We start from the raw sequence: 24,817 nt of genomic DNA, 5'->3' as shown, positions 1-24,817 counted from the left end.
GCAATCCTTCAGTCCATCGGCGGCAGGCGGCGTTTCACCGGGGTCTTCTTGACGATTGCGGTGCTGGTCTCGGCGTGGCTGTTGAGCTTGTCCAGCAGGGTGTCGAGTTGCTCCATCGAGCGCACATGCAGGCGGGCGATAAAGCAGTCGTCACCGGTGACCTTGTCGCACTCGGTGAACTCCGGGATGGCGATGATCTGCCGTTCCACTTCATGCAACTGCCCCGGTAGCGGGCGAATGCGCACGATGGCCTGCAACTGGTAGCCGAAGCTGCGCGGATCGACTTCGACGGTGTAGCCCTTGAGCACGCCGCGCTCTTCCAGGCGGCGCAGGCGTTCGCTGACGCTGGGGGAGGACAGCCCGGTCAGGCTCGCCAGCGCTTTGAGCGAGCGTCGCGAGTCTTCCATCAGGGCGTTGAGCAGCAGTTGGTCGATGGCGTCGGTCATGAAAAATCCCTCGTTAGGCAATCTTCGTAAATCGCCTTGATAAAAAAGGTCGGCGTCGGCTTCAGCCTGATTAATCCCATGGAATGGCTCCGGACACCCTCGGCATACTTTGTCACATATTCCCGGAGGTGAGTGATGGACAGTTCGATACGTCGCGGTTCGCTGGAAATGATCGGGGCCATGCTGATTTCCGGCACCATTGGCTGGTTTGTGCTGGTGTCCGGGCAACCGGTGCTGGATGTGGTGTTCTGGCGCTGCGTGTTTGGCGCCGGCACCTTGTTGCTGATCTGTGCGGCCATGGGTTTTCTGCGTCCGGGCATTCTCACCCGCGCCACATTCGCGCTGGCGGTGCTCAGCGGGGTGGCCATCGTCGGTAACTGGGTGCTGTTGTTCGCGTCCTATTCGCGGGCGTCCATCGCCATCGGTACGGCGGTGTACAACGTTCAGCCGTTCATGCTGGTGGGACTGGCGGCGTTGTTCCTCGGAGAGAAAATCACCGTACCCAAGCTGTTCTGGCTAGGGGTTTCTTTCGCCGGGATGCTGGCGATCGTCAGTGCCCACGGCAGCCAGGGCGAGAGCGGCGACGAGTACCTGCTGGGCATCGCGCTGGCGCTGGGTGCGGCGTTTCTCTATGCGGTGGCGGCGCTGGTCATCAAGCGTTTGAGCGGTACGCCGCCGCACTTGATCGCGTTGATTCAGGTCAGCACCGGCATTCTGTTGCTGGCGCCGTTCGCCAACCTCGGCGGGCTGCCCAGCGGGCAAGCGGAGCTGGGCAGCCTGGTGACCCTGGGGATCGTCCACACCGGCGTGATGTATGTGCTGCTCTACGGCGCGATCCAGAAATTGCCCACTGCGCTGACCGGCGCCTTGTCGTTCATCTACCCGATCGCCGCGATCCTGGTGGACTGGGTCGCCTTCGGCCACCGCCTGCAACCGCTGCAATGGCTGGGCGTGGCGGCGATCCTGCTGGCGGCTGCGGGGATGCAGCGTGGCTGGTGGTTCAAATCCGCCACCCGCGGGCGCGGTGCGAGGGCGTAGAATACGCCGCTTTAGCTCAACGACTGCCCGCCATGACCGCTGCCATCGACACCCTGCATCAACACCTGCTCACCGCCCTGAACCCGCCGCCGACCGAAACCCGGCGGCTGTTCCACGGTCGTGGGCGCTGCTGGCCAGGGCTGGAGCAGATCACCGTGGACTGGCTGCAGGGTGTGTTGCTGGTGTCGCTGTTCCGCGAGCCGCCCGAAGGTCAACTCACCGAGCTGGAAAGCCTGCTGCGCACACTTGCCGCCAGCGCTGACTGGCCGGGCGCGGCGGTGTTGATCCAGCACCGGTATCTGCCGGAAAGCCCGGGCCAGTGGCTGTTGGGCGAGGTTTGCGAAACCCGGGTGATCGACGAAGACGGCCTGCGTTATCAGTTGGACCTCGGCTTGAAGCAGAACAGCGGCCTGTTCCTCGATATGCGTTACGGCCGGCGCTGGGTGCGCGAGCAGGCGGCGGGCAAGCGGGTGCTGAACCTGTTCGCCTACACCTGTGGGTTTTCGGTGGCGGCCATCGCTGGCGGCGCGGAGCAGGTGGTGAATCTGGACATGTCCCGGGCGGCGTTGTCGCGGGGGCGGGACAATCACCGGCTCAATGGCCACGACCTGGCGCGGGTCGGTTTTCTCGGCCATGAACTGTTCAAGTCTTGGGGCAAGGTGCGCAAGGGCGGGCCGTATGACCTGATCATCATTGATCCGCCGACCTTCCAGAAAGGCAGCTTCGCCCTGACCCAGGATTACGCGAAGATCCTGCGGCGCCTGCCGGAGCTGTTGACCGAGGGCGGCACGGTGCTGGCCTGCGTCAATGATCCGGCGATCGGGCCGGAGTTTCTGATTCAGGGGATGGCCGAGCAGGCGCCGCAGTTGACGTTTATCGAGCGGTTGGAGAATCCGCCGGAGTTTCCGGATGCGGATGTGGCGGGTGGGTTGAAGGCTTTGGTTTTTCGGTGACTGTTAGGGCCCCCTATCGCTGGCAAGCCAGCTCCCACAGGGACTGTGTGCACCGGACCTGTGGGAGCTGGCTTGCCAGCGATTACGCCCTCAGAAACACCAAAACCTACTGAGCCGGATCCCCAACCCTGGCCGGCACCGGGTTGTACTGCGCAAAACTCACATCATCCGTCTGGTCCACCAGCTTCTTCAGTCGCTCATTGAACGCCCGGTTCACCGCGTACTGCCCGCCCGAGGTGGTGCGGAATTGCGCGGTCAGGGTCATGCCGTTGAGGTTCATGCTGTCGACCCCGAACACTTGCAGTGGCCCTTGCAGGCTGTGCCGCAGGATCGGGTCTTCGCTGATCGACTGGCCCACTTCGCGGATCAGTTTCAGCGCCGTGTCCACATCCGTCTCGTAACTGAACTGCACCGAGAAGAACGCGTAGGCGAACTGCCGTGACTGGTTGGTGACCGCCTTGATCTGGCCGAACGGCACCGAATGCACGAAGCCCTTGCCGTCGCGCAGGCGCAGGGTGCGGATGGTCAGGCTTTCCACCGTGCCGGCGTGGCCCGAGTCGAGCACCACCCAGTCGCCGATGGCGATGGTGTCCTCGATCAGGATGAACAGCCCGGTGATCACGTCCTGCACCAGTTGCTGCGAACCGAAACCGATGGCCAGGCCGACCACCCCGGCACCGGCGAGGAACGGCGCGACGTTGATCCCCAGGTTGGCCATGGTGGTGATGGTGCAGATCACCACCAGCACCACTTTGATGGCGTTGCGCAACATCGGCAGGATGGTCCGCAGGCGCGTGCTCGGCTGGCGCGAGGCGCGGCGGCCGGGGGTGGGTTTGAGGGCTTCTTGGATCGCCGTGTCGATCACTACCCAGAGCAGCCAGGTCACCAGCAGGATTAGGCCGATGCTGCTCAAGGAGTCGCTGATCGCCCGGCCCAGAGTGTTGCGCAGGGCGAACTCCAGCACCGAAATGCCCCAGATCCGTCCCAGCAGCTCGATGAAGGCGATTGCCATGGCAATCCGCAGCAGCGCGTGGGCCAGGCTGTAGAGCAGCTCCTTGTAGGGTCTCAGATGCTGTTCGGCGTTGGCGCGGTGAGGCTTGAACAGGTGCTGCAGGGTGATGCTCAGGAACACCGTGCCGATCAGCAGCACCGTGGTCAGCAGTGCTTTTTGCAAGGCGCGCTGGCTCTCTTCGCCGGCGCCGATCAGGTTGATCGCCGAGACCAGGATCATCATCAGGATTGGCAGGTACCACAGCGCCGAGAAGATCCGCAGGGTTTCCTGCACGGCGCGGTGCTGCAGGCGGTCCTTGAGGCTGCGGTTGCGGATCAGGTGCGCCACCGGGCGACGCGAGCGCAGCACCAGCACGGCGAAGGCCACAGTGGCCAGCAGGCCGGTGATGACGGCGGCGCTGCTGGTCAGGTTGCCGCCCAGTTGCCGGGCGATCTGCGGGCTGGTCAGGGCGTCGCTCCACGCCGCGAGGAAGCCGATCAGGAACAGTGGGCGCGGGGCCGCCTGGCGAATGATCCGCACCGCTGCGCGTTTGTGCCCAACGTCGAACAGGGTGATCAGGCACAGGATGATCGAGGTGGAGAAAATCCCGCTGCTGGTGGCGTAGGCCAGGCTCATGCCCAGCGCGCGACCCACTGACGGGTCGAGCTGGCGACTGATGAACAGGGTCATCGGCAGGCTGATCATTGCCGGCAGGGTGTAGGGCAGCAGGTAGGCCAGCAGTTTTTGCGGGCGGGGGCGTTCGCGCAGCAGGCGGGTGTGCTGGACGTAACGGGTGGCCAGGCGGCCGAGGTAGCAGAGGATGGCGAAGGTCAGGGCCCAGGTGACAGTGAGCAGCAGGAAGTCGCCGATCATCTCCAGCGCGTCGCTGCCGTTGTGGCGGGTGACCAGTTGATCGACTTCATTGGCGGCCCGGTCGGCGCGCAGGCGCCAGGCGTCGAGCAGGTGGTTGTCGATGTTCAGTTCCTGGGAAACATCGTCCAGGCCATTGGCCAATGCACCGAGCAGACCGCCCTGGACCACGGGTTCGGCTTCGGCGGGTTTTTCTTCGGTGAGAGTAGACAGCGGCCCGGCGGCCAGCGCGGAAGTACCGAGCAGGGCGCAGAACAGCAGCATGAGTACGGATCGGATCACGGGGTACTCCTTCGGCCGGGGGTGACGGAAAGGGTAGACAATGATCGGCGGGGGATTACTGCGAGGGATTTCTGGCGGGTTCGAAGGCCTCATCGCCGGCAAGCCGGCTCCCACAAGGTCAGCAGTGCATAGTACCTGTGGGAGCTGGCTTGCCAGCGATAAGGGACCCTACCGGTTATTTACCGGTATAGATCTGGTCGAAGATGCCACCGTCATTGAAGTGGGTCTTCTGCACGGTGCGCCAGTCACCGAAGGTTTTCTCGACCGAGAGGAAGTCGACTTTCGGGAAGCGGTCGGTGTACTTGGCGAGGATCGCCGGGTCACGCGGGCGCAGGTAGTTGTTGGCGGCAATTTCCTGGGCTTCCGGCGACCACAGGTATTTCAGGTAGGCCTCGGCGGTGGCGCGGCTGCCTTTCTTGTCGACGACCTTGTCTACCACGCTCACCGGCGGCTCGGCTTCGGCAGAAACGCTTGGGTAGATCACTTCGAACTGATCACGACCGAATTCGCGGGCGATCATCTCGGCCTCGTTCTCGAAGGTCACCAGCACGTCGCCGATCTGGTTGGTCATGAAGGTGGTGGTGGCGGCACGGCCACCGGTGTCCAGCACTGGCGCCTGCTTGAACAGCTTGCCGACGAAGTCCTTGGCCTTGTTCTCGTCGCCGCCGTTTTTCAGCACGTAGCCCCAGGCCGACAGGTAGGTGTAGCGTCCGTTACCCGAGGTTTTCGGGTTAGGCACGATCACCTGGACGCCGTCCTTGAGCAGGTCGGGCCAGTCTTTCAGGGTCTTCGGGTTGCCCTTGCGGACGATGAACACGGTGGCCGAGGTGAACGGCGCGCTGTGGTTCGGCAGACGGGTGACCCAGTCGTTCGGCACCAGTTGGCCGTTGTCGGCGAGGGCGTTGATGTCGGTGGCCATGTTCATGGTGATGACATCGGCAGGCAGGCCGTCGATGACCGAGCGCGCTTGCTTGCTCGAACCGCCGAAGGACATCTGCACGGTGATCTTCTCTTTGTGCTCGGCTTCCCAGTGCTTCTGGAACGCGGCGTTGTAGTCCTTGTAGAAGTCACGCATCACGTCGTAGGAGACGTTCAGCAGTGGGGCTGGGGCGGCCTGGGCGAAGCTGCCCACAGCCAGGCTCGCGGCCAGCAGCGAGGCACTGAAGAGTTTTTTCACTGTGCATTCCTTGTTGGAGTTAATTGACGGCATTGTGCCAGCGACTATAGCCAAAGCGCCTTAGGCACAAAAAGATTAAAAGCTGCTTTGCTTATTCCTCTTTTCTGAACAACGCATTGCCACACCGCGAACAGAAGGCTGCGCCATGTTCGTGCTGATTCTTGCGGCACACCGGGCAGTCATGACGCAGTTGCTCGCCGCGCATCGCGTTGGCCAGTTCGGCGGTAAAGATACCTGTGGGCACGGCGATGATCGAGTAACCGGTGATCATCACCAGCGAAGAAATGACCTGGCCCAGCGGCGTTTTCGGCACGATGTCACCGAATCCGACGGTGGTCAGGGTGACGATGGCCCAGTAGATACCCTTGGGAATGCTGGTAAAGCCGTGCTCCGGGCCTTCGACCACGTACATCAGGGTGCCGAACACCGTGACCAGGGTGGAGACGCTGACCAGGAACACGATGATCTTCTGCTTGCTGCCGCGCAGGGCGTCGAGCAGGTAATGGGCCTGCTTGAGGTACGGGCTGAGCTTGAGCACGCGGAAGATCCGCAGCATCCGGATGACCCGGATGATCAGCAGGTATTGGGCGTCGCTGTAGTACAGAGCGATGATCCCCGGCACGATCGCCAGCAGGTCCACCAGCCCGTAGAAACTGAAGGCGTAGCGCAGCGGCTTGGGCGAGCAGTACAGGCGCATCAGGTATTCGATCAGGAATACGGCGGTGAAGCCCCATTCGATTATGGCCAGCAGCCCGGCGTAGCTCTGGTGAACTTCGTCGATGCTGTCCAGTATCACGATGACCAGGCTGGCGAGGATGATCAGCAGCAGGGCGGTGTCGAAGCGGCGGCCGGCGACGGTGTCGGTTTGGAAGATGATGACGTAGAGCTGCTGGCGCAGGCTCTGAGGGGTGTTCATGAGGGGATGTGTTCCGGGGGGTGGTGCCGGGAAGCCTAGGGGGTGGCTGCTGCTTTGTGCAAGTTTCGGGTGCCTCATCGCTGCATGGGTATCTACACATCTCAGGCAACCCATGGCGTCAGGTCACCGCTCCCACAGGATCGCAAGTGGCTGACGTTTTGCGTTTGCCTGCAAGATGTGTAGATACGCATGCAACGATGAGGCCCATGACATCAGCCCAAAGCCGCTGCTTTCACCTTGCGAAACCCACCCAGCCGCACCATCCAGCACGCCACGATAAACGGCGCGGTCAGCCCCGAAACCGGCAGCAGGTTGAACAGCGGCTGCACAGCGATCGCCAGGACGATGGCCAGCAGCGGTTTCCACGGCTGGGCACGGGTGCCGCTGAAGGCGAGGGCGGCCAGCGCGGCATTGAAGCCATAAAGCCCCATGTAGGCCGCAGTCGCTTCACCGCCCACCAGCGCGACGCTGCCGCCGATCGCGGCGCCGACAAAGGCCCAGGCCGCCGCGTAGCGATCCGACAGCAGCAGGCCAAGGGCAATCAGCAGGCCCGCCAACGGCTGATCCAGCAGGAAGATCTGTCCCAGTCCTCGCGCCAATGCATCCAGCGGATTGGCCGGGACCGGCGCATTGGCAACCGTCGCCGGATCGGCGATGACCAGCAAGGCCCAGCCGATCAGCACGAACGGCAAGGTGTAGGCCGGCAGCAATACCGAACCACCACGCTTGAGCCATTGGTGCACCAGCATGCTGCTGAGCCCGGCGGCGGCGATGATGAGCGGTGCGAGCAGCGAGGACCACGGCAGCAGGTAGCTGAACAGCACGCCGATCAGCACGCCGTTGTAGCTGTACAGCCCGGCCTGGCGGTCGGCGCGGTCGTAGCCACGGCGCTGGGCCACCAGCAGCCCGGAGAGGGCGCCCAGCAGTGCACCGCCGAGCAGGTGCGGGGCGGTGAGAAGGATGGCCAGCAGGCAGCACAGGCCGCACAGCGGGTTACGCTGCAGCAGCACCTGACTGAAACCGTTGAGCAAGGCGGTCGCCCAGTCGGGGCAAGGGTTAACTAGATTTTTGGTGTACATGGCAGTAGGTCTGAGTGAAGTGGGTCGCCTCTTTGGGCGGGTCTTGTCCCACGGTTTAGGGGTATTTCTTTTTTAGCGCTCTGGATCGCGGAGCAAGCCCGCAGCCACAGATTCACGCGGATGAATCGGCGGTCGCAGGCTTGTCCCGCGAAAACGTCAAAGCAGGGTTTCGATACGCAGCGAGTTAGTCGATCCCGGCTGGCCAAAAGGCACACCGGCGGTGATCAGCAACGTGTCGCCACGGTTGGCCATGCCCTGGGCCTGGGCGATTTCCAGTGCGGTGGAGCACACTTCGTCGACCTGGCGCAGGCGATCGTTGACCACCGAATGCACGCCCCAGACCACGCTCAGGCGGCGAGCGGTGATGAGGTTCGGCGTCAGGTTGAGGATCGGTGCCCGTGGCCGCTCGCGCGAGGTGCGCAGGGTCGAGTTGCCCGACTCGCTGTAGTTGACCAGCACCGCCACCGGCAGGATCCCGCTGATACGGCGGATGGCGCAGCTGATGGCATCGGAAACCGTGGCTTCGGCCTTTGGCCGGCCGACGTCGAGCTGGGTCTGGTAGTCCGGACCACCTTCGACCTGGCGGATGATCTTGCTCATCATCTGCACCGCTTCGAGCGGGTATTCGCCGGAGGCGGTTTCCGCCGAGAGCATCACCGCATCAGCGCCTTCACCGATGGCGTTGGCGACGTCGGTGACTTCCGCGCGGGTCGGCGCCGGGGAGAAGCGCATCGATTCGAGCATCTGCGTTGCCACCACCACCGGACGGCCGAGCTGGCGGCAGGTGGCGATGATGTTCTTCTGGATCTGCGGCACGCTTTCGGCCGGCACTTCCACGCCCAGGTCACCGCGGGCAACCATGATCGCGTCGCTCAGCTCGGCGATCTCGCGTAGTTTGGTCACGGCCGAAGGCTTCTCGATCTTGGCCATGAGGAAGGCGCGGTCGCCGATCAACTGGCGCGCTTCGATGATGTCTTCAGGGCGTTGCACGAACGACAGCGCCACCCAGTCCACACCCAGTTCCAGGCCGAAGGTCAGGTCGCGGCGATCCTTTGGGGTCAGCGGGCTGAGGTCCAGCACCGCCTGCGGAACGTTGACGCCCTTGCGGTCGGACAGTTCGCCGCCGTTGAGCACGGTGGTGTCGATGGCATCGACGTGCTTGGCGGTCACGCGCAGGCGCAGACGCCCGTCGTCCACCAGCAGGTCCATGCCCGGCTCCAGCGCGGCGATGATTTCCGGGTGGGGCAGGTTGACGCGCTGGCCGTTACCCGGCGTCGGGTCGAGGTCCAGGCGCAGGGCCTGGCCGCGCTGCAGTTGCACCTTGCCCTCGGCCAGACGGCCGACGCGCAGTTTCGGACCTTGCAGGTCCATCAGGATGCCCAGCGGGTAGTTGAGCTGGCTTTCCACCTCGCGGATCCACTGGTAGCGCATCGCGTGGTCGGCATGCTCGCCGTGGCTGAAGTTGAGGCGGAAGATGTTGACCCCGGCCTCGACCAGTTGGCGGATGTCGTCGATGCCTTTGGTCGCTGGACCCAGGGTGGCGAGAATCTTGGCTTTTTTGTCAGGCGTCATGTTGAGCGGTCTCAAGGATGAGGATGGCGCGGAAGTCGTTGACGTTGGTGCGGGTCGGTTCGGTGACGATCAACCCGTCGAGCGCGGCGAAGTAGCCGTAGCCGTTGTTGTTGTCCAACTCGTCCGATGCCGACAGGCCCAGGGCCTGGGCGCGGGCGTAGCTGTCCGGGGTCATGATGGCGCCGGCGTTGTCTTCCGAGCCGTCGATGCCGTCGGTGTCACCGGCCAGGGCGTAGACGCCCGGCAGGCCCTTGAGGCTTTCGGTGAGGCTCAGCAGGAATTCGGCGTTGCGTCCGCCGCGGCCATTGCCACGCACGGTCACGGTGGTTTCACCGCCAGACAGAATCACGCAAGGCGCCGGCAGCGGCTGACCATGCAGCACCACCTGGCGGGCGATACCGGCGTGGACCTTGGCCACTTCCCGCGACTCGCCTTCCAGGTCGCCGAGGATCAGCGGGCTGAAGCCGGCTTGGCGGGCTTTCACCGCAGCGGCTTCGAGCGACTGCTGGGGCCGGGCGATCAGTTGGAAATGGCTGCGGGCCAGGGCCGGATCATCGGCCTTGACGGTTTCCGAGGCAGGGTTGTTCAGCCAGTCGATCACCGCTTGTGGCGCATCGATGTTGTAGCGCTTGAGGATCGCCAGCGCTTCGGCCGAGGTGCTCGGGTCGGCCACGGTGGGGCCGGAGGCGATGACCGTGGCGAGGTCGCCCGGCACATCGGAAATCGCGTAGGTATAGATAGTGGCCGGCCAGCAGGCCTTGGCCAGACGACCGCCCTTGATCGCCGAGAGGTGCTTGCGCACGCAGTTCATCTCGCCGATGGTGGCGCCGGACTTGAGCAGGGCTTTGTTGATCTGTTGCTTGTCCGCCAGGGTCAGGCCCTCGGCGGGCAGGGCGAGCAGCGCGGAACCGCCGCCGGACAGCAGGAAGATCACCCGGTCGTCGGCGCTGAGGCCACTGACCATTTCCAGCACGCGCTTGGCGACGGCGAGGCCGGCGGCGTCGGGGACCGGGTGGGCGGCTTCGACCACTTCGATCTTCGAGCAGCTAGCGCCGTGGCCATAACGGGTCACGACCAGGCCGCGGACTTCGCCTTGCCAGGTACGTTCGACCACTTCGGCCATGGCCGCTGCGGCCTTGCCGGCGCCGATGACGATGACGCGACCGGTGCGGTCGGCGGGCAGGTGTGCTTCAAGGACCTGCCGCGGGTGCGCGGCGTCGATGGCCGTTGCGAACAGGTCGCGGAGAAATTGTTGCGGATCGACCGACATCTCAGGCTCCCAAATCTTATTGTTCTTCAAAATCGAAAACGCCCCTGGAACGGCCTCCGTGCAGGCTGAACCAGGGGCGGTGTTGCGCTGTTGCAACTGCCAGCCACGCGGGTGGAAGGGAACGATGCGCGGCCCCTTCGCCGCGCGGCGTGCAGCTCTTGCTTACTTGTCGCCGCGGATCGAGAAGTTGGCCATGTGTTCCAGGCCTTTGATCAGCGCCGAGTGGTCCCAGTTGGCACCACCGATGGCCGCGCAGGTGCTGAACACTTGCTGGGCGTTGGAGGTGTTGGGCAGGTTGATGTTCAGTTCCTTGGCGCCTTGCAGGGCCAGGTTCAGGTCTTTCTGGTGCAGGCTGATGCGGAAGCCTGGATCGAAGGTGCCTTTGATCATGCGCTCGCCGTGCACTTCGAGGATCTTCGAGGACGCGAAGCCGCCCATCAGTGCTTCACGCACCTTGGCTGGATCGGCGCCGTTCTTGGAGGCGAACAGCAGGGCTTCGGCAACGGCCTGGATGTTAAGTGCAACGATGATCTGGTTGGCGACCTTGGCGGTCTGGCCATCACCATTGCCACCGACGCGGGTGATGTTCTTGCCCACGGCCTGGAACAGCGGCAGGGTGCGTTCGAAGGCGTTCGGGCAACCGCCGACCATGATGCTCAGGGTCGCCGCCTTGGCACCGACTTCGCCGCCGGAAACCGGTGCGTCGAGGTAGGCAGCGCCAGTGGCCTTGATCTTCTCGGCGAAGGCTTTGGTGGCGGTAGGCGAGATCGAGCTCATGTCGATCACGACCTTGTTCGGGCCAACGCCTTCGGCGACGCCGTTTTCACCGAACAGGACGGCTTCGACCTGTGGGGTATCGGGCACCATGACGATGATGAATTCGGCTTCCTGGGCCACTTCCTTCGGATTGGCCAGGGCCACGGCACCGGCGGCGATCAGCTCGGCTGGCGCGACGTCGTGGTGGGTGGACAGGAACAGACTGTGACCCGCTTTCTGCAGATTCTGCGCCATTGGGCGGCCCATGATGCCGGTGCCGATGAAACCGATTTTAGCCATGAGAATTTGCCTCTTTTATTTGTTGAGTTCTGATCCGGTGCGCCGCGCATCCCGTAGGAGCGAGCTTGCTCGCGAAGGCGATGAAGCCGGCGCCGGTGTCGGCGCGGCTTAGGTCATCGCGAGCAAGCTCGCTCCTACGGTGATGGGGGTATTTCCGTTTTCAGATAGCGTTATGCGTCTTCAGCCAGCCCAGACCTTCTTCGGTGGTGGTCTTGGGCTTGTACTCCGCGCCAACCCAGCCCTGGTAACCGATGCGGTCCAGGTGCTCGAACAGGAAGCGGTAGTTGATCTCGCCAGTGCCCGGCTCGTGGCGGCCCGGGTTGTCGGCCAGCTGGATGTGGTTGATCTTGGCCAGGTTGGTTTCAACGGTACGGGCCAGGTCACCTTCCATGATTTGCATGTGGTAGATGTCGTACTGCAGGAACAGGTTGTCGCTGCCCACTTCAGCCTGGATTTCCAGGGCTTGTTTGGTGGTGTTCAGGTAGAAACCCGGGATGTCGCGGGTGTTGATCATTTCCATGACCAGCTTGATACCGGCGGCCTTCAGCTTGTCGGCGGCGAAGCGCAGGTTCTCGACGAAGGTCTTGCGTACGGTGGCGCAGTCCGGGCCTTGCGGGCGGATGCCGGCCAGGGCGTTGACCTGGGTGTTGCCCAGGACCTTGGCGTAGGCGATGGCGAGGTCGACACCAGCGCGGAATTCCTCGACCCGGGCCGGGTCGCAGGCGATACCGCGGTCACCCTTGGCCCAGTCGCCGGCCGGCAGGTTGAACAGCACCTGGGTCAGGCCGTGAGCGTCGAGCAGTTGCTTGATCTCGGTCGAGCTGTAGTCGTAAGGGAAGAGGTATTCGACCCCGCTGAAACCCGCGTCGGCGGCGGCCTTGAAACGGGCCAGGAAGTCCTGTTCGGTGAACAGCATGGACAGGTTGGCGGCAAAGCGTGGCATGGTGGTCTCCTTGCTGGGATGGGCCCCGCGCCGTGAAGGGCGGGGCCGCACAGACGATCAGTCGAGCAGCGAAATCGCGGTTGGCGCGTCGTTGCCGACCAGTGCCAGGTCTTCGAATTCGTTGACCGCGTTGATTTCGGTACCCATGGAAATGTTGGTGACGCGTTCGAGAATCACCTCGACCACCACCGGCACGCGGTGCTCTTCGGCCAGCTTCTGCGCCTTGAGCAGGGCAGGGGCGATTTCTTCCGGCTTGAACACGCGCAGGGCCTTGCAACCCAGGCCTTCGACCACGGCAACGTGATCGACGCCGTAGCCGTTCAGGTCAGGCGAGTTGATGTTCTCGAACGCCAGTTGAACACAGTAATCCATCTCGAAGCCACGCTGCGCCTGGCGGATCAGGCCGAGGTAGGCGTTGTTCACCAGCACGTGGACGTACGGCAGTTTGAACTGCGCGCCCACTGCCAGTTCTTCGATCATGAACTGGAAGTCATAGTCGCCCGACAGTGCCACGACCTTGCGGGTCGGATCGGCCTTGACCACGCCCAGCGCAGCCGGAATGGTCCAGCCCAGCGGGCCGGCCTGGCCACAGTTGATCCAGTGACGTGGCTTGTACACGTGCAGGAATTGCGCGCCGGCGATCTGCGACAGACCGATGGTGCTGACGTAGGTGGTGTCCTTGCCGAACACCTCGTTCATTTCCTGGTAAACGCGCTGCGGCTTGACCGGCACGTTGTCGAAGTTGGTCTTGCGTTGCAGGCTGGATTTGCGCGCCTGGCAGTCTTTCAGCCATTCGCCGCGGCACTTCAGCTTGCCGGCAGCTTTCCACTCGCGGGCCACTTCCAGGAACACGTCCAGTGCGGCGCCAGCGTCGGAAACGATGCCCAGGTCCGGGGTGAACACGCGGCCGATCTGGGTCGGTTCGATGTCGACGTGGATGAAGGTGCGGCCTTCGGTGTAGACGTCCACGGAACCGGTGTGACGGTTGGCCCAGCGGTTGCCGATACCGAACACCAGGTCGGATTTCAGCATCGTGGCGTTGCCGTAGCGGTGCGAAGTCTGCAGACCAACCATGCCGACCATCAGTTCGTGATCGTCAGGGATGGTGCCCCAGCCCATCAGGGTCGGAACGACCGGTACGCCGGTCAGTTCAGCGAACTCGACCAGTTTTTCGCTGGCGTCGGCGTTGATGATGCCGCCACCGGCAACCAGCAGTGGGCGCTCGGCGTCATTCAGCAGTGCGAGGGCTTTCTCGGCCTGGACGCGGGTAGCGGCAGGCTTGTGGATTGCCAGCGGCTCGTAGGCATCGATGTCGAATTCGATTTCGGCCATTTGCACGTCGAACGGCAGGTCGATCAGCACAGGGCCTGGACGGCCGGTGCGCATTTCGTAGAAGGCTTTCTGGAAGGCGTAAGGCACTTGGCCCGGTTCCAGAACGGTGGTCGCCCACTTGGTCACCGGCTTGACGATGCTGGTGATGTCGACGGCCTGGAAATCTTCTTTATGCAGGCGAGCGCGCGGCGCTTGGCCAGTGATGCAGAGAATCGGGATGGAGTCGGCGGAGGCACTGTACAGACCGGTGACCATGTCGGTGCCGGCTGGGCCCGAGGTGCCGATGCACACGCCGATGTTGCCGGCCTTGGTGCGGGTGTAGCCCTCGGCCATGTGCGAGGCGCCTTCAACGTGGCGAGCGAGGACGTGATCGATACCACCGACTTTCTTCAGCGCCGAGTACAGCGGGTTGATCGCTGCACCAGGAATGCCAAACGCGGTGTCCACACCTTCACGGCGCATCACCAGAACGGCTGCATCGATTGCTCTCATTTTGCTCATTGTTTTGTGCCTCATTGATTTTGTAATTGTATACAAACTGCTTTTTGCCAGAGTTTATTCATGGGACGCAGTGCTGGTCAATCCATTTTCATCGGCGGTCTGTGCTTTCGTCGAAATGCCGTAAAAAAGGCTTTGGCGACGATCAGGGGCGTGATGTGGAAAATATTGTATACAAAAATATTCACCATTGTGTTCTATTTGTTCTATCAGTTTTCACTTGCCCGCCTGGGCTTCTAACAAAAAGAGGACCGTTTCATGAACGCATTGAGCTTGAAAGTTGCTGTCAGCCTGGTGAATGGCGCGCTGGCAGCGGGTCGCAAGATTTCCGCCGCGCCGTTGACCGTGGTGGTGCTGGATGCTGGCGGCCACCTGCTGGCGTTGCAGCGCGAGGACGGCGCCAGCCTGCTGCGTCCGCAGGTGGCGATGGGCAAGGCGTGGGGCGCGATCGCCCTGGGCAAGGGCTCGCGTTTACTGGCGCTGGACGCGCAGCAGCGCCCGGCGTTCTTCGCCGCGCTCAATGGCCTGGGTCAGAGCCCGGTGGTACCGGCGCCGGGTGGCGTGCTGATTCGTAATGAGGCGGGCGTGGTGCTGGGGGCGATCGGGATCAGTGGCGATACGTCGGATATCGACGAGCAGTGTGCGATCAGTGCGATCGAAGAGGTGGGGCTGCGGGCTGATGCCGGGGTTGCGGCCTGATTTGAGTTCTGTGGTGTGATTACGGGCCTCATCGCTTGCCGGCGATGAGGCCTTCGAACCGGACATCAATTGTCCGGCGCACATCCTTTCAACACCAGCCGAATGATGGTCTGCGCCGCCGCCTCGTAGTCACTGTCATCGAGCTTGGCCTTGCCGGTCACCACCGAAATCTGCCAGTCGAAATCAGCGTAGGTCTGGGTCGCCGCCCAGATGCTGAACATCAGGTGATGCGGGTCTACCGGGGCGATCTGGCCGTGGTCGATCCAGCGCTGGATGCAGGCGATGTTGTGCCGGGCCTGGACGTTCAGTTGCTCCACCTGCCGCGTACTCAGGTGCGGCGCGCCATGCATGATCTCGCTGGCAAATACCTTCGACGCAAACGGTAGATCCCGGGAGATCCGCACTTTGGAGCGGATATAGGCGCTGAGCACTTCCTCCGGATCACCCTCGGCGTTGAACGGGGTCGACGCCTGCATGATCGGCTCGATGATGCTTTCGAGCACCTCGCGGTAGAGGTTTTCCTTGGACTTGAAGTAGTAGTAGACGTTGGGCTTGGGCAAGCCGGCCTTGGCCGCGATGTCGCTGGTCTTGGTGGCGGCGAAACCCTTGTCGGCGAATTCTTCACTGGCCGCACGCAGGATCAGTTCTTTGTTGCGCTCGCGAATGCTGCTCATGGTTTGGCGCTGTTCCTTGGTCTCGGCCCGCACCGCGGCAGGCCCGGGCAGGCGGTGGCGCATGGTAGCACCGGGCTCGCGGGGGGCTCAAGGCGGCGTCCCAAGCGGTTCGCAGGTGTATCGCAAGCGGCAAGCGGCTATCCTTCTGTAACTATTCTTTACGCGAGATACATGCAAATGGCAGGAAGCAGCCTTCTTCTACTGATCGACGATATCGCGGCAGTACTCGATGACGTTTCCGTGATGACCAAAGTAGCGGCCAAGAAAACGGCCGGTGTATTGGGCGACGACCTGGCGCTCAATGCCCAGCAGGTCACGGGCGTAAAGGCGGAGCGGGAAATTCCGGTGGTGTGGGCGGTCGCCAAGGGTTCCTTCGTCAACAAGCTGATCCTGGTGCCGGCGGCGCTGCTGATCAGCGCGTTCATTCCATGGGCGGTCACGCCGCTGTTGATGATCGGCGGTGCCTACCTCTGTTTCGAGGGTTTCGAGAAACTCGCCCACAAGTTCCTCCATGGCGCTGACGAAAAGCACGCCGAGCACACTGCCTTGAGCGAAGCCGCGGCCAACCCGGCGGTGGACCTGGTGGCCTATGAGAAAGACAAGATCAAAGGCGCGATCCGCACGGATTTCATCCTGTCCGCAGAGATCATCGCCATCACCCTCGGCACGGTCGCCGGCGCACCGTTGACCCAGCAGATCATCGTGCTCTCGGGCATCGCCGTGGTGATGACCGTGGGTGTCTACGGGCTGGTGGCGGGGATCGTCAAGCTCGATGACCTCGGCCTGTGGTTGACCAACACCTCCAAAGGCATCGGCAAAACGATCGGCCGCGGCATCCTGCATTCGGCGCCGTGGTTGATGAAGGCGCTGTCGGTGGTGGGCACGGCCGCGATGTTCCTGGTCGGGGGCGGGATTCTGGTGCATGGCATCGAGCCGCTGCATCATGCGATCCAGGGCTTCAGCGAAGGCCGTGGTGGTGGCTTGACGTCGGCGCTGCTCAGCGGCGTGGTCGGTATCGTCGCCGGCGCGTTGGTGCTGGCGGTGGTCGGTGGGGCGAGCAAGGTCTGGCGGGCGGTGAAGGCCTGAGGTTCGCCCACCGACATGGCCAGTGCCAGTCAGTTAAAACAATTGCGGTCCTTCGCGACGGTTCGGCGCCCCGACAAGCTCGCTCCTACAGGTTCATCACGCCTCTGTAGGAGCGAGCTTGCTCGCGAAGGGCTCGGCCGTTTTCATTTCTTCAAGGCGTCGCGGCCGTCTGCGGTGTGTGGTTCTCCGGCACCCAGTCCAGCAGGCGCTGCTTGAAGCCGTAGCTGGCACTTTCGTAGTAGGCGATGGCTCGCTTGATCAGCGGATTGTCCGCGTCGCTCGCGACTTCATGGCTTTCACCCAGCGCCTGTTGGTGCAAACGCAGGCCGCCACGCGGGCTGAGAATCGCCAGGTCCTGGCCGTCGAACAGGCCCAGGTGCTGGTAGTTGCCGATCAGCACCCGCGGCGGCAGGTTGTCTTCCAGCAGCAGGTTGCGGCCAAAGAACGTCGAGGTGTAGCTCATGTTCAGCAGCCCGAGCAGGGTCGGCGCCAGGTCGATCTGGCTGGCCAGCTTGCCTTCCTCGCGGGCCTCGATCAGCTTCGGTCCATAAATGAACAGCGGGATCTGGTAGTTCTGCACCGGCAGGTCTTCCTTGCCCGCGCTGCCGGCAGTGTGGTCGGCGACGAAGATGAACAGAGTGTTGTCGAACCACGGTTTTTTCCGGGCTTCGGCGAGGAATTGGCCGATGGCGTAGTCGGTATATTTCACCGCTCCGTCGCGGCCATTACCTGACGGAATGTCGATCCTGCCGTCCGGATAGGTGTAAGGGCGGTGGTTGGAGGTGGTCATCAGTTGCAGGAAGAACGGCACCTGATTGGCGTGATCGGCGTCAGCCAGTTTCACCGCTTGCCGGTAGAGGTCTTCGTCGGACATGCCCCAGGCGTTCTTGAAGCTGATATCGCTTTCGTCGACGCTGGTCTGGTCGACGACCCGATAGCCGTTGCCGCTGAAGAAGGCGTTCATGTTGTCGAAGTAGCCGCGACCGCCATACACGAACACGCTGTCGTAACCGACCTCGCTCAGGTGCCACCGGTGAGCAGCGTCAGGTGGTTGTGGTGGGTGCGCAGGCGCGGGTTCTGCGCTGGACGGCCGGGCGGCCGGAGCAGGTGCCGAACGATCAGGTCCGCTATCAGGTCGACGATCACCTCGGCTCGGTTGCCCTGGAGTTCGACGGTCAAGCGCGCCTGTTGACCAGCGAAGTCTTCTATCCCTTCGGCGGCACGGCAATCTGGGCGGGAAGCAATGCGGTGCAGGCGGGCTACAAGAGCCGGCGTTTTTCCGGCAAGGAGCGCGATGCCACGGGGCTGTATTACTTCGGCCTGCGATACTACGCGCCATGGTTGTCGCGCTGGATCAACCCGGACCCGCTTGGCGAGGTGGATGGCCTGAACCTGTTTCGCATGGTGAGGAACAATCCGTTGAGTTTGCGGGATCGGGATGGCGGGGAGGCGATACCCAGTGAGGCGCATTTCTATTGGGGAGGAAGTTCCATCCCGCCAGAGTACCTGTACAACGTGCTGATGTTCCAGGAGCTCAACCCCGAGTGGCAGGTGAACATGTGGGTGACCAGACCGATGCAACTGGAAAGCTCGTTCATCAGGATGGAACAGAGCATGGATGCCATGCAGCGTGATCTTGCGGCCACCCACGGCAAGCACCTCAAACGGCGTGATCCGGCAGAAGTCTTCTCTGCATTACGCGAATCCGCTGGGGTCGAGGCGGAGAAACTCCATGGGATCTTCCTGCGTGAAAGCAATGGCGCCTATCAGAACCATGCTGCAGCCAGTGACGTGTTTCGTCTGGCGGTGCTCCATGCCTACGGCGGGATGTACATGGACATGGACGTAGCGGTGGGCGGCGCGATCGACCTTGGTGAGGGGAGCAGTGATTTTCTCGTTCATGCCGAACGTCGCTCTATTTCCAATGCGGTGCTGGCGGCGGTGTCGGGCACGGAAACGACACGCAGGTTGCTGAAGCAGGTGGTCCACGAGTATTCGCCGGCTTCGAGCAAGAATGAACACTTGCCGGAGGTTGCCTGGACAACCAAGCGCCACAAGGCGGGAGAAGGACTTTTTTCCCGTATGAAGCTGACCATGTTCATGACGGGGCCTTCGATGATAAGAGCGACCCTCGGCGAGCAAAGATTGCTACAAGACGCACCAAGGCTTCCAGCGGGGGCGTTCTATGGCCATCGACGGGCGATGCCGAGTGATAGGCCGCAAACGCGGGACTTGAGCCAGATGTCCTTTGGTGGGTACGAGACAGCACTTTTCGGCGAGGGGAATTGGGGAAGCGTGCGCCCTGGCAGACGCTCATCGGTGGCCTGAAACGGTTGCCGTAGGGTTCCAGGCCACCTACGGGAGCCTGGAACCCCGTGGGGCATTTACTTAAAAGTGCACTTTCACCAGCAGGCTGGCGGTGTTCTGGTTGGTGTCGAAACCAGAGCTGTTTTCGATGCCGTACTTGTCTTTCCAGTAGTCGTATTCGATACCGACGTAGAGCTGTTTCTCACCCAGGTCCAGCGCCTTGCCGAGGTCGTACTTGATCTGCGGGTTGAAGTGCAGGTTGGCGTGGTAGGTGCCGCGCTTCTTGGTTTCGTCGTTGTCGACGACCCAGTCCATGAAGCCGTCGATGAGGATGTCGGACTTGCCCACGGGGATGGTGTAGGCCCACGCCGGAGTGATCTGCCAGACGTTGTCGCCGGCGCGGCTGCCTTCGGTGTTGCGCTGGTAGAAGTTCAACTGGAAGTAGTCGAAGCCGGGGATGTCCAGGTCGAAGCCCGGGCCGATCAGGTAGGACTCGGTGTCACCCTCGCCGAACTCGTAGGTCATGGCCAGCAGCACGTCCTTGACCGGGCCGAACGACAGCTTCTGGTCGAAGATCTTGCCGAACGACAGGCGCGGGCTGAACTCGCCATAGTAGGTGTTCGGGCCGTTGCTGCCGTCTTTTTTGCCGTTGTAGAAGATCTTGTCGATGAACAGGAAGTTGTCACCGTACTTCCAGGCATCGGCGTGCTCGAAAGTGAAGGTCTGCTGGATTTCCGGGTTGACCGCGAAATCCTTGCCGTACAGGTAGGTCAGGCTGTTGTTCTGCCATTGCAACAGGTCGCCGGCCATGGCGGAGCTGGCGGCCAGCAGGCCACCTGCGAGGATCAGGCTGTTGGTAAAGCGCATCGGGTTGCTCCCTTGATTGATTCTGTTAGCGACGCTCTTGAGCTGGCGTCGTCGGGTTGATCGAGTTGCCTTCCGGGTCAGGTTTTTGCGATCGCCCACGAAAAAAGGGCAAGCGCTGGCCCCGTCTTTCCGGAAGGGTGCAGCAATCCTGCTCGACGTCTTTCTGAACAGTTCAAAGCGGTTACGACTGTTGGCGCTTACATTTACCAACCGCCCGTATTCATTGACTGAGCGGTCAGTAAACGGGGGCGAAATCCTTCCGCCCCGGTCGAGGGGGCGCGCAGGTTACTGGCTTGCGCGCTGGCCCTCAAGTGCTCCGTCCTGGAGCCGGTGGAACAAAATCCTTTCACCTGGTCAGGTTTTAGAAATGCACCTTCACCAGCGCACTGGTCACGCTCTGGTTGGTGTCGAGACGACCGCTGTTCTCGATCCCGTATTTGTCTTTCCAGTAGCTGTATTCGAAACCGACATAAAGCTGCTTGGCGCCAAGGTTCAGGGCCTTGCCCAGGTCGTATTTGACCTGTGGGTTGAACTGCAGGTTGGCGTGATAGGTGCCGCGCTTTTTGGTTTCGTCGTTGTCGACGACCCAGTCGATGTAGCCGTCGATGAGGATGTCGGACTTACCTACGGGAATCGTGTAGGAGAAGGTCGGAGTGATCTGCCAGACGTTGTCACCCGCACGGCTGCCTTCGGTGTGACGGTTGTAGAAGTTCAGGGTGAAGTAGTTGAAGCCGGGAATCGCCAGGTCGAAGCCGGGGCCGATCAGGTAGGCCTCGTTGTCGCCTTCGCCGGACTCGTAGCTGACGGCCAGCAGCACGTCCTTGATCGGGCCGAGTTCGACCTTGGTGTCGAAGATCTTGCCGAACGAGAAGCGCTCGGTGAACTCGCCGTAGTAGGTGCGGTAGCCTTTGCCGCGGTCGGCCTGGCCGTTGTAGAAAATCTTGTCGACAAACAGGAAGGTGTCGCCGTACTTCCACTTGTTGGCGTGTTCGAAGGTAATGGTCTGCTGAATCGCAGGGTTGACCTGGAAGTCCTTGCCGTACAAATAGCTGAGGCTGTTGGATTGCCACAGCAGAAGATCCCCCGCTACCGCTGGAAGTGTTGCCAGCAAGCTGCTGCCCAGGAGGAGGGAAGTGGTGATGCGTTTCATGTTGTGATTCCCGGCTAATTGTTATTGTTCGTTGCGGTTTTTTCGGCGCGAAGCGCCCCGGCCGACCCGCTCCCACGGGTCGACGGTCCTGCGTATTGCTCGGGTTTGCCGGGCGGCGAAAGCGCCGCCCAAAAGGCTCAATGGTGGGCGGAGGCTTCGTTGTGCGCAGCGCGCTCGGCGCCGCCGAGGATGTTGAACAGCAGGTTCAGCACCAGGGCGCTGACCGTGGCCATGGCGATACCGCTATGGGTGATTGGCTCCATCCACTGCGGCATTTGCGCGAAGAACTCCGGACGCACGACCGGAATCAGGCCCATGCCGACGCTGACTGCGACCAGCAACTGATTGCGCCGGTCGGCGATGTCCGCTTCCTGGAGGATCTTGATGCCGGTGGCGGCGACCATGCCGAACATGGCGATCGACGCACCGCCCAGTACCGCTGGCGGAATCGAGGCAATCAGGAACGCGGCCTTCGGCAGCAGGCTGAGCAGGATCAGCAAGCCACCTGCCACCACGGTCACGTAGCGGCAACGCACGCCGGTCATTTGCACCAGGCCGATGTTCTGGGCAAACGAGGAGTGGGTGAAGGTGTTGAAAAAACCGGCGACAAAGGAAGCGCCGGCGTCGCACATCAAGCCGCGACGAAGCATGCCGGGGGTGACCTCGCGATCGGTCACCTTGCCCAGGGCGATGAACATGCCGGTGGATTCGACGAAGATGATCACCACCACCAGGCACATGGAAAGAACCGGCGCAAGGCTGAAGGTCGGCATGCCGAAGTGCAGCGGCGTCACGACCTGGACCCAGGGCGCTTCGTCGAGACCGGTGAGGTCGACCATGCCGATCGAGCCGGCCAGGATGTAGCCCAGGCCCATGCCGATCAGTACCGAAACGTTGACCCAGAAACCGCGCATGAAGCGGTTGACCAGGAGAATGGTGGCCAGGACCAGGCCGGCGACGATCAGGTAGATCGGCGAGCCGAAGGTGCTGGCAGAGGCGCCGCCACCCGCCCAGTTGACGGCAACCGGGAACAGCGACAGGCCGATCGAGGTGATGACCGTGCCGGTCACCAAAGGCGGGAAGAAACGCACCACCTTGGACATGAAGGGCGCGATCAGCATGCCGAAGAACCCGGCGGCGATGGTCGCGCCGAAGATCCCTTGCAGGCCGACGCCAGGCATCCCGGCCATGGCCACCATGCTGCCGACGGCGGCGAAGCTGGCACCCATCATTACCGGCATGCGGATCCCTACAGCACCAATGCCGAACGACTGAACGATGGTGGCGACACCGGCGACCAGCAGATCGGCATTGATCAGGAAAGCAACTTCTTCACGGGAGAGTCCGGCAGCCTGTCCGATGATCAGCGGCACCGCGATGGCGCCTCCGTACATCAGCAACACATGCTGCAGACCGACGAGGATCAATTGCAGCAAGGGCAGGGGCTGTCGTGGCGGCGCAACGGGAATGTACGCCTTGCGAGACTCGGACATGCAGCACCTCAACGGTTTTGTTCTTGTTTTTAGCTGCAAGCCTCAAGCGACAAGCTTCAAGAAGAAGCCGCCGCTATCAGGCGTGCAGTTGTTGCTGGTATCTCGACCGCAAGCCGAAGCGGATACCTCCTGAGAAAGGAGGACCGCTCTGGCTTGCAGCTTGTAACGTGAAGCTCGCGACTACTGTCAGTTGACTGGAGCGCCTTTGGCGATCCAGTCGCCGACCAGCTTGCGTTCCTCGGCAGTCATCTGGGTGATGTTGCCCAGGGGCATGATCTGGCTGGCGACGGCCTGGGCCTGGATACGCGGTGCCAGTTGCTGGATCTGTTGCGGGGTATCGAACATCACGCCGGCTGGCGCGGTGCTGAACAGTGGGCTGGTCGGCTTGGCCGAATGGCACACGGTGCAGCGTTCCTGGATGACGCTGTGGATCTTGTCGAAACCACCGCCGGCAGCCTGGGCCGCGGCGGTTGCCTGGGCAGGTGCATCGACGGGCGCGGCAGGGGCGGCTGGCGCCTGGGCTGCCTGTTCGGCTGCGGCTTTGTCTTCGGCCGCTTTCTCGGCAGCAGTCTTGCCACCCAGTGCGGTTTCCGGCAGCGGCTGGTATTCGACTTTCGCGGCGGCTTGCTCAGGCGCGGTCGAGACCGGCTTGGGGCCGGTGACGTAGGCCAGGCAGATCATCGCCAGTGCGCCGGCGGGCAGGGCCCAGGCGTACTTGTTGCTGTCGTGACGGGTGTTGAAGTAGTGACGGATCAGGACCGCGGCCACTGCGATACCTGCCAGGATCAGCCAGTTGTACTGGCTGCCGTAGGTGCTCGGGAAGTGGTTGCTGATCATGATGAACAGCACCGGCAAGGTGAAGTAGTTGTTGTGGCGCGAGCGCAACAGGCCCTTGGCCGGCAGGACCGGGTCCGGGGTCTTGTTGGCTTCGATGGCGGCGACCAGCTGACGCTGGGCCGGCATGATGGTGCGGAACACGTTACCCACCATGATGGTGCCGATGATGGCGCCGGTGTGCAGGTAAGCGCCACGACCGCTGAACACCTGGCTGAAGCCGTAGCACGCCGCGATGATCAGGACGAACAGCACCAGACCGAGCAGGGCAGGGTGTTTGCCCAGTTGCGAGTCGCAGAGGAAGTCGTAGATGAACCAGCCGGCGATCAGCGAACCGACGCCGATGGCGATCCCTTCAGCGCCCGACAGGCTGCTGCCAGGGGCCAGCAGATACAGGGTCGGGTTGAAGTAGAACACCACGCACAGCAGCGCGATACCGGACATCCAGGTGAAGTAGGCTTCCCATTTGAACCAGTGCAGGTTCTCCGGCATTTTCGGCGGGGCCAGCTTGTACTTCTCCAGGTGGTAGATACCGCCACCGTGGATCGCCCAGAGATCACCGGACAGCCCTTCACGCGGGTTGGAGCGATTCAGGTTGTTTTCCAGCCAGACGAAGTAGAACGACGCGCCGATCCAGGCCACGCCGGTAATCATGTGAACCCAGCGCACGCTAAGGTTCAGCCATTCCAACAGATGTGCTTCCACAGTCTTTACCTCTTGCCGGTCACCGGAAAACCGATGGCCAGCCTTTTCTTATTGGTGGGGATTGAGGACCAGTTGCTCGTCCTCGGTGAAGAAATGCTCGTCGCAGTTGTTGCCGGAACCACTGCGATCAACCACCAGGAAATCATCCCGCTTTTCGATCGTAAGCACCGGGTGGTGCCAAACGCCGCGATGGTAATTGACGCCCTGCTTTCCATTACTCAGGAAGGCGCGGACGAGACCCGATACAGGTGCGTCGCCAACAGGCGCGACCACGATCAGAAAGGGGTTGCCGAGCAGCGGAATGAAGGCCTGGCTGCCCAGCGGATGGCGTTCCAGCATGCGCACGGTCAGCGGCATGTCCAGCGCGTCGGCGCGGAAGATGCTGATGATCGCCTTGTCTTCCGGCTGCGCGGTTTCGACCGTCGCCAGCTTGTGGAAGCGCATGGTCGAGCCGTTGTTGATCATGAAGTGGTCGCTGCCGTCGGTTTCGATCACGTCACCGAAAGGGGCGAAGGCTTCTTTGCTCAGGGGCTCAATCACTAAAGTGCGCATGCGTAGGTCTCTTGATTCTGTGTGTTG

The 24,817-nt window shown here is 62.4% G+C and carries 22 protein-coding genes and 1 pseudogene; 6 read left to right on the top strand and 17 right to left on the bottom strand.

Going from position 1 to position 24,817, the window contains the following annotated elements:
- Nucleotides 1–8 precede the first annotated feature (8 nt).
- Nucleotides 9–446, bottom strand: a complete 438-nt coding sequence (locus DM374_RS08125; RefSeq protein ID WP_110969404.1) for an Lrp/AsnC family transcriptional regulator — start codon at nt 444–446, stop codon at nt 9–11.
- Nucleotides 447–581: 135 nt separating this feature from the next.
- Here DM374_RS08125 and DM374_RS08120 point away from each other — a divergent pair, with 135 nt between their 5' ends.
- Together DM374_RS08120 and DM374_RS08115 are read left to right on the top strand one after the other, a co-directional pair.
- Nucleotides 582–1,484, top strand: a complete 903-nt coding sequence (locus DM374_RS08120; RefSeq protein WP_110969403.1) for a DMT family transporter — start codon at nt 582–584, stop codon at nt 1,482–1,484.
- Between the two features lie 32 nt (nt 1,485–1,516).
- Nucleotides 1,517–2,437 carry a class I SAM-dependent methyltransferase gene (locus DM374_RS08115; protein WP_110969402.1) on the top strand — a complete coding sequence of 307 codons (921 nt, stop codon included), beginning with the start codon at nt 1,517–1,519 and terminating at the stop codon, nt 2,435–2,437.
- Nucleotides 2,438–2,543: 106 nt separating this feature from the next.
- Here DM374_RS08115 and DM374_RS08110 read toward each other — a convergent pair whose 3' ends face one another.
- The 9 genes from DM374_RS08110 to gcl form a co-directional block, all read right to left on the bottom strand.
- Nucleotides 2,544–4,562, bottom strand: coding sequence for a mechanosensitive ion channel family protein (locus tag DM374_RS08110; protein ID WP_404821327.1), 2,019 nt, complete (start codon nt 4,560–4,562; stop codon nt 2,544–2,546).
- A 193-nt stretch (nt 4,563–4,755) separates the two neighbouring features.
- Complete coding sequence (locus tag DM374_RS08105; protein ID WP_095157011.1) at nt 4,756–5,757, bottom strand: sulfate ABC transporter substrate-binding protein; 1,002 nt, start codon at nt 5,755–5,757, stop codon at nt 4,756–4,758.
- A gap of 91 nt (nt 5,758–5,848) precedes the next feature.
- Nucleotides 5,849–6,673 carry an ion transporter gene (locus tag DM374_RS08100; RefSeq protein WP_110969400.1) on the bottom strand — a complete coding sequence of 275 codons (825 nt, stop codon included), beginning with the start codon at nt 6,671–6,673 and terminating at the stop codon, nt 5,849–5,851.
- 212 nt (nt 6,674–6,885) lie between these two features.
- Nucleotides 6,886–7,752 carry an urea transporter gene (locus tag DM374_RS08095; RefSeq protein ID WP_110969399.1) on the bottom strand — a complete coding sequence of 289 codons (867 nt, stop codon included), beginning with the start codon at nt 7,750–7,752 and terminating at the stop codon, nt 6,886–6,888.
- A 156-nt stretch (nt 7,753–7,908) separates the two neighbouring features.
- Nucleotides 7,909–9,324, bottom strand: coding sequence for a pyruvate kinase (gene pyk, locus DM374_RS08090; RefSeq protein WP_110969398.1), 1,416 nt, complete (start codon nt 9,322–9,324; stop codon nt 7,909–7,911).
- Entirely contained in the window at nt 9,314–10,594 is a 1,281-nt protein-coding gene (locus tag DM374_RS08085) for a glycerate kinase type-2 family protein (protein WP_110969397.1), read from the bottom strand. The genes pyk and DM374_RS08085 overlap by 11 nt, the downstream gene beginning before the upstream one ends.
- A gap of 162 nt (nt 10,595–10,756) precedes the next feature.
- Complete coding sequence (locus DM374_RS08080) at nt 10,757–11,650, bottom strand: 2-hydroxy-3-oxopropionate reductase (RefSeq protein WP_110969396.1); 894 nt, start codon at nt 11,648–11,650, stop codon at nt 10,757–10,759.
- A gap of 160 nt (nt 11,651–11,810) precedes the next feature.
- The gene (gene hyi / locus DM374_RS08075; RefSeq protein ID WP_095157017.1) at nt 11,811–12,593 is read right to left on the bottom strand and encodes a hydroxypyruvate isomerase; all 783 of its coding nucleotides are present in this window, start codon (nt 12,591–12,593) and stop codon (nt 11,811–11,813) included.
- Between the two features lie 57 nt (nt 12,594–12,650).
- Nucleotides 12,651–14,426, bottom strand: coding sequence for a glyoxylate carboligase (gene gcl, locus DM374_RS08070; RefSeq protein ID WP_095157018.1), 1,776 nt, complete (start codon nt 14,424–14,426; stop codon nt 12,651–12,653).
- Between the two features lie 255 nt (nt 14,427–14,681).
- Between gcl and DM374_RS08065 the strand changes: the two genes are divergently transcribed.
- On the top strand, nt 14,682–15,122 hold the full coding sequence (locus DM374_RS08065) for a GlcG/HbpS family heme-binding protein (RefSeq protein ID WP_110969395.1): 441 nt from the start codon (nt 14,682–14,684) through the stop codon (nt 15,120–15,122).
- A 65-nt stretch (nt 15,123–15,187) separates the two neighbouring features.
- Here the strand turns inward: DM374_RS08065 and DM374_RS08060 are convergent, their stop codons facing one another.
- On the bottom strand, nt 15,188–15,796 hold the full coding sequence (locus DM374_RS08060; RefSeq protein ID WP_110969563.1) for a TetR/AcrR family transcriptional regulator: 609 nt from the start codon (nt 15,794–15,796) through the stop codon (nt 15,188–15,190).
- Nucleotides 15,797–15,973: 177 nt separating this feature from the next.
- Between DM374_RS08060 and DM374_RS08055 the strand changes: the two genes are divergently transcribed.
- Complete coding sequence (locus tag DM374_RS08055; protein ID WP_110969394.1) at nt 15,974–16,882, top strand: DUF808 domain-containing protein; 909 nt, start codon at nt 15,974–15,976, stop codon at nt 16,880–16,882.
- Between the two features lie 151 nt (nt 16,883–17,033).
- Here DM374_RS08055 and DM374_RS08050 read toward each other — a convergent pair.
- Nucleotides 17,034–17,906, bottom strand: a pseudogene (locus tag DM374_RS08050) (LTA synthase family protein); the annotation flags it as partial.
- A 32-nt stretch (nt 17,907–17,938) separates the two neighbouring features.
- Between DM374_RS08050 and DM374_RS08045 the strand changes: the two are divergent.
- Nucleotides 17,939–19,210, top strand: a complete 1,272-nt coding sequence (locus DM374_RS08045) for an RHS repeat-associated core domain-containing protein (protein WP_225422458.1) — start codon at nt 17,939–17,941, stop codon at nt 19,208–19,210.
- A 60-nt stretch (nt 19,211–19,270) separates the two neighbouring features.
- Here DM374_RS08045 and DM374_RS08040 read toward each other — a convergent pair whose 3' ends face one another.
- The 3 genes from DM374_RS08040 to DM374_RS08030 all read right to left on the bottom strand — a co-directional run bounded on the left by DM374_RS08040 (nt 19,271) and on the right by DM374_RS08030 (nt 22,699).
- On the bottom strand, nt 19,271–20,056 hold the full coding sequence (locus DM374_RS08040) for an outer membrane protein OmpK (protein ID WP_110969392.1): 786 nt from the start codon (nt 20,054–20,056) through the stop codon (nt 19,271–19,273).
- 361 nt (nt 20,057–20,417) lie between these two features.
- Nucleotides 20,418–21,206: an outer membrane protein OmpK gene (locus DM374_RS08035; protein WP_095157025.1), complete on the bottom strand. Its 789-nt coding sequence runs from the start codon at nt 21,204–21,206 to the stop codon at nt 20,418–20,420.
- A 137-nt stretch (nt 21,207–21,343) separates the two neighbouring features.
- Nucleotides 21,344–22,699, bottom strand: coding sequence for a nucleobase:cation symporter-2 family protein (locus DM374_RS08030; RefSeq protein ID WP_110969391.1), 1,356 nt, complete (start codon nt 22,697–22,699; stop codon nt 21,344–21,346).
- Between DM374_RS08030 and DM374_RS34065 the strand changes: the two genes are divergently transcribed.
- Complete coding sequence (locus tag DM374_RS34065; RefSeq protein ID WP_263854264.1) at nt 22,698–22,832, top strand: hypothetical protein; 135 nt, start codon at nt 22,698–22,700, stop codon at nt 22,830–22,832. The two genes, DM374_RS08030 and DM374_RS34065, sit on opposite strands and share 2 nt — an antisense overlap.
- Before the next feature lie 53 nt (nt 22,833–22,885).
- On the opposite strand, the gene DM374_RS08025 is transcribed toward DM374_RS34065, so the two are convergent.
- Complete coding sequence (locus DM374_RS08025) at nt 22,886–24,238, bottom strand: urate hydroxylase PuuD (RefSeq protein WP_110969390.1); 1,353 nt, start codon at nt 24,236–24,238, stop codon at nt 22,886–22,888.
- Between the two features lie 48 nt (nt 24,239–24,286).
- Entirely contained in the window at nt 24,287–24,790 is a 504-nt protein-coding gene (locus DM374_RS08020; RefSeq protein ID WP_095157028.1) for an ureidoglycolate lyase, read from the bottom strand.
- Nucleotides 24,791–24,817: the final 27 nt, after the last annotated feature.

Origin of the sequence: Pseudomonas huaxiensis, from assembly GCF_003231275.1 — a bacterium.
Classification (GTDB): domain Bacteria; phylum Pseudomonadota; class Gammaproteobacteria; order Pseudomonadales; family Pseudomonadaceae; genus Aquipseudomonas; species Aquipseudomonas huaxiensis.
Note: the sequence above shows the minus strand (reverse complement) of the source record. Positions and strands in the feature narration are given on the sequence as shown.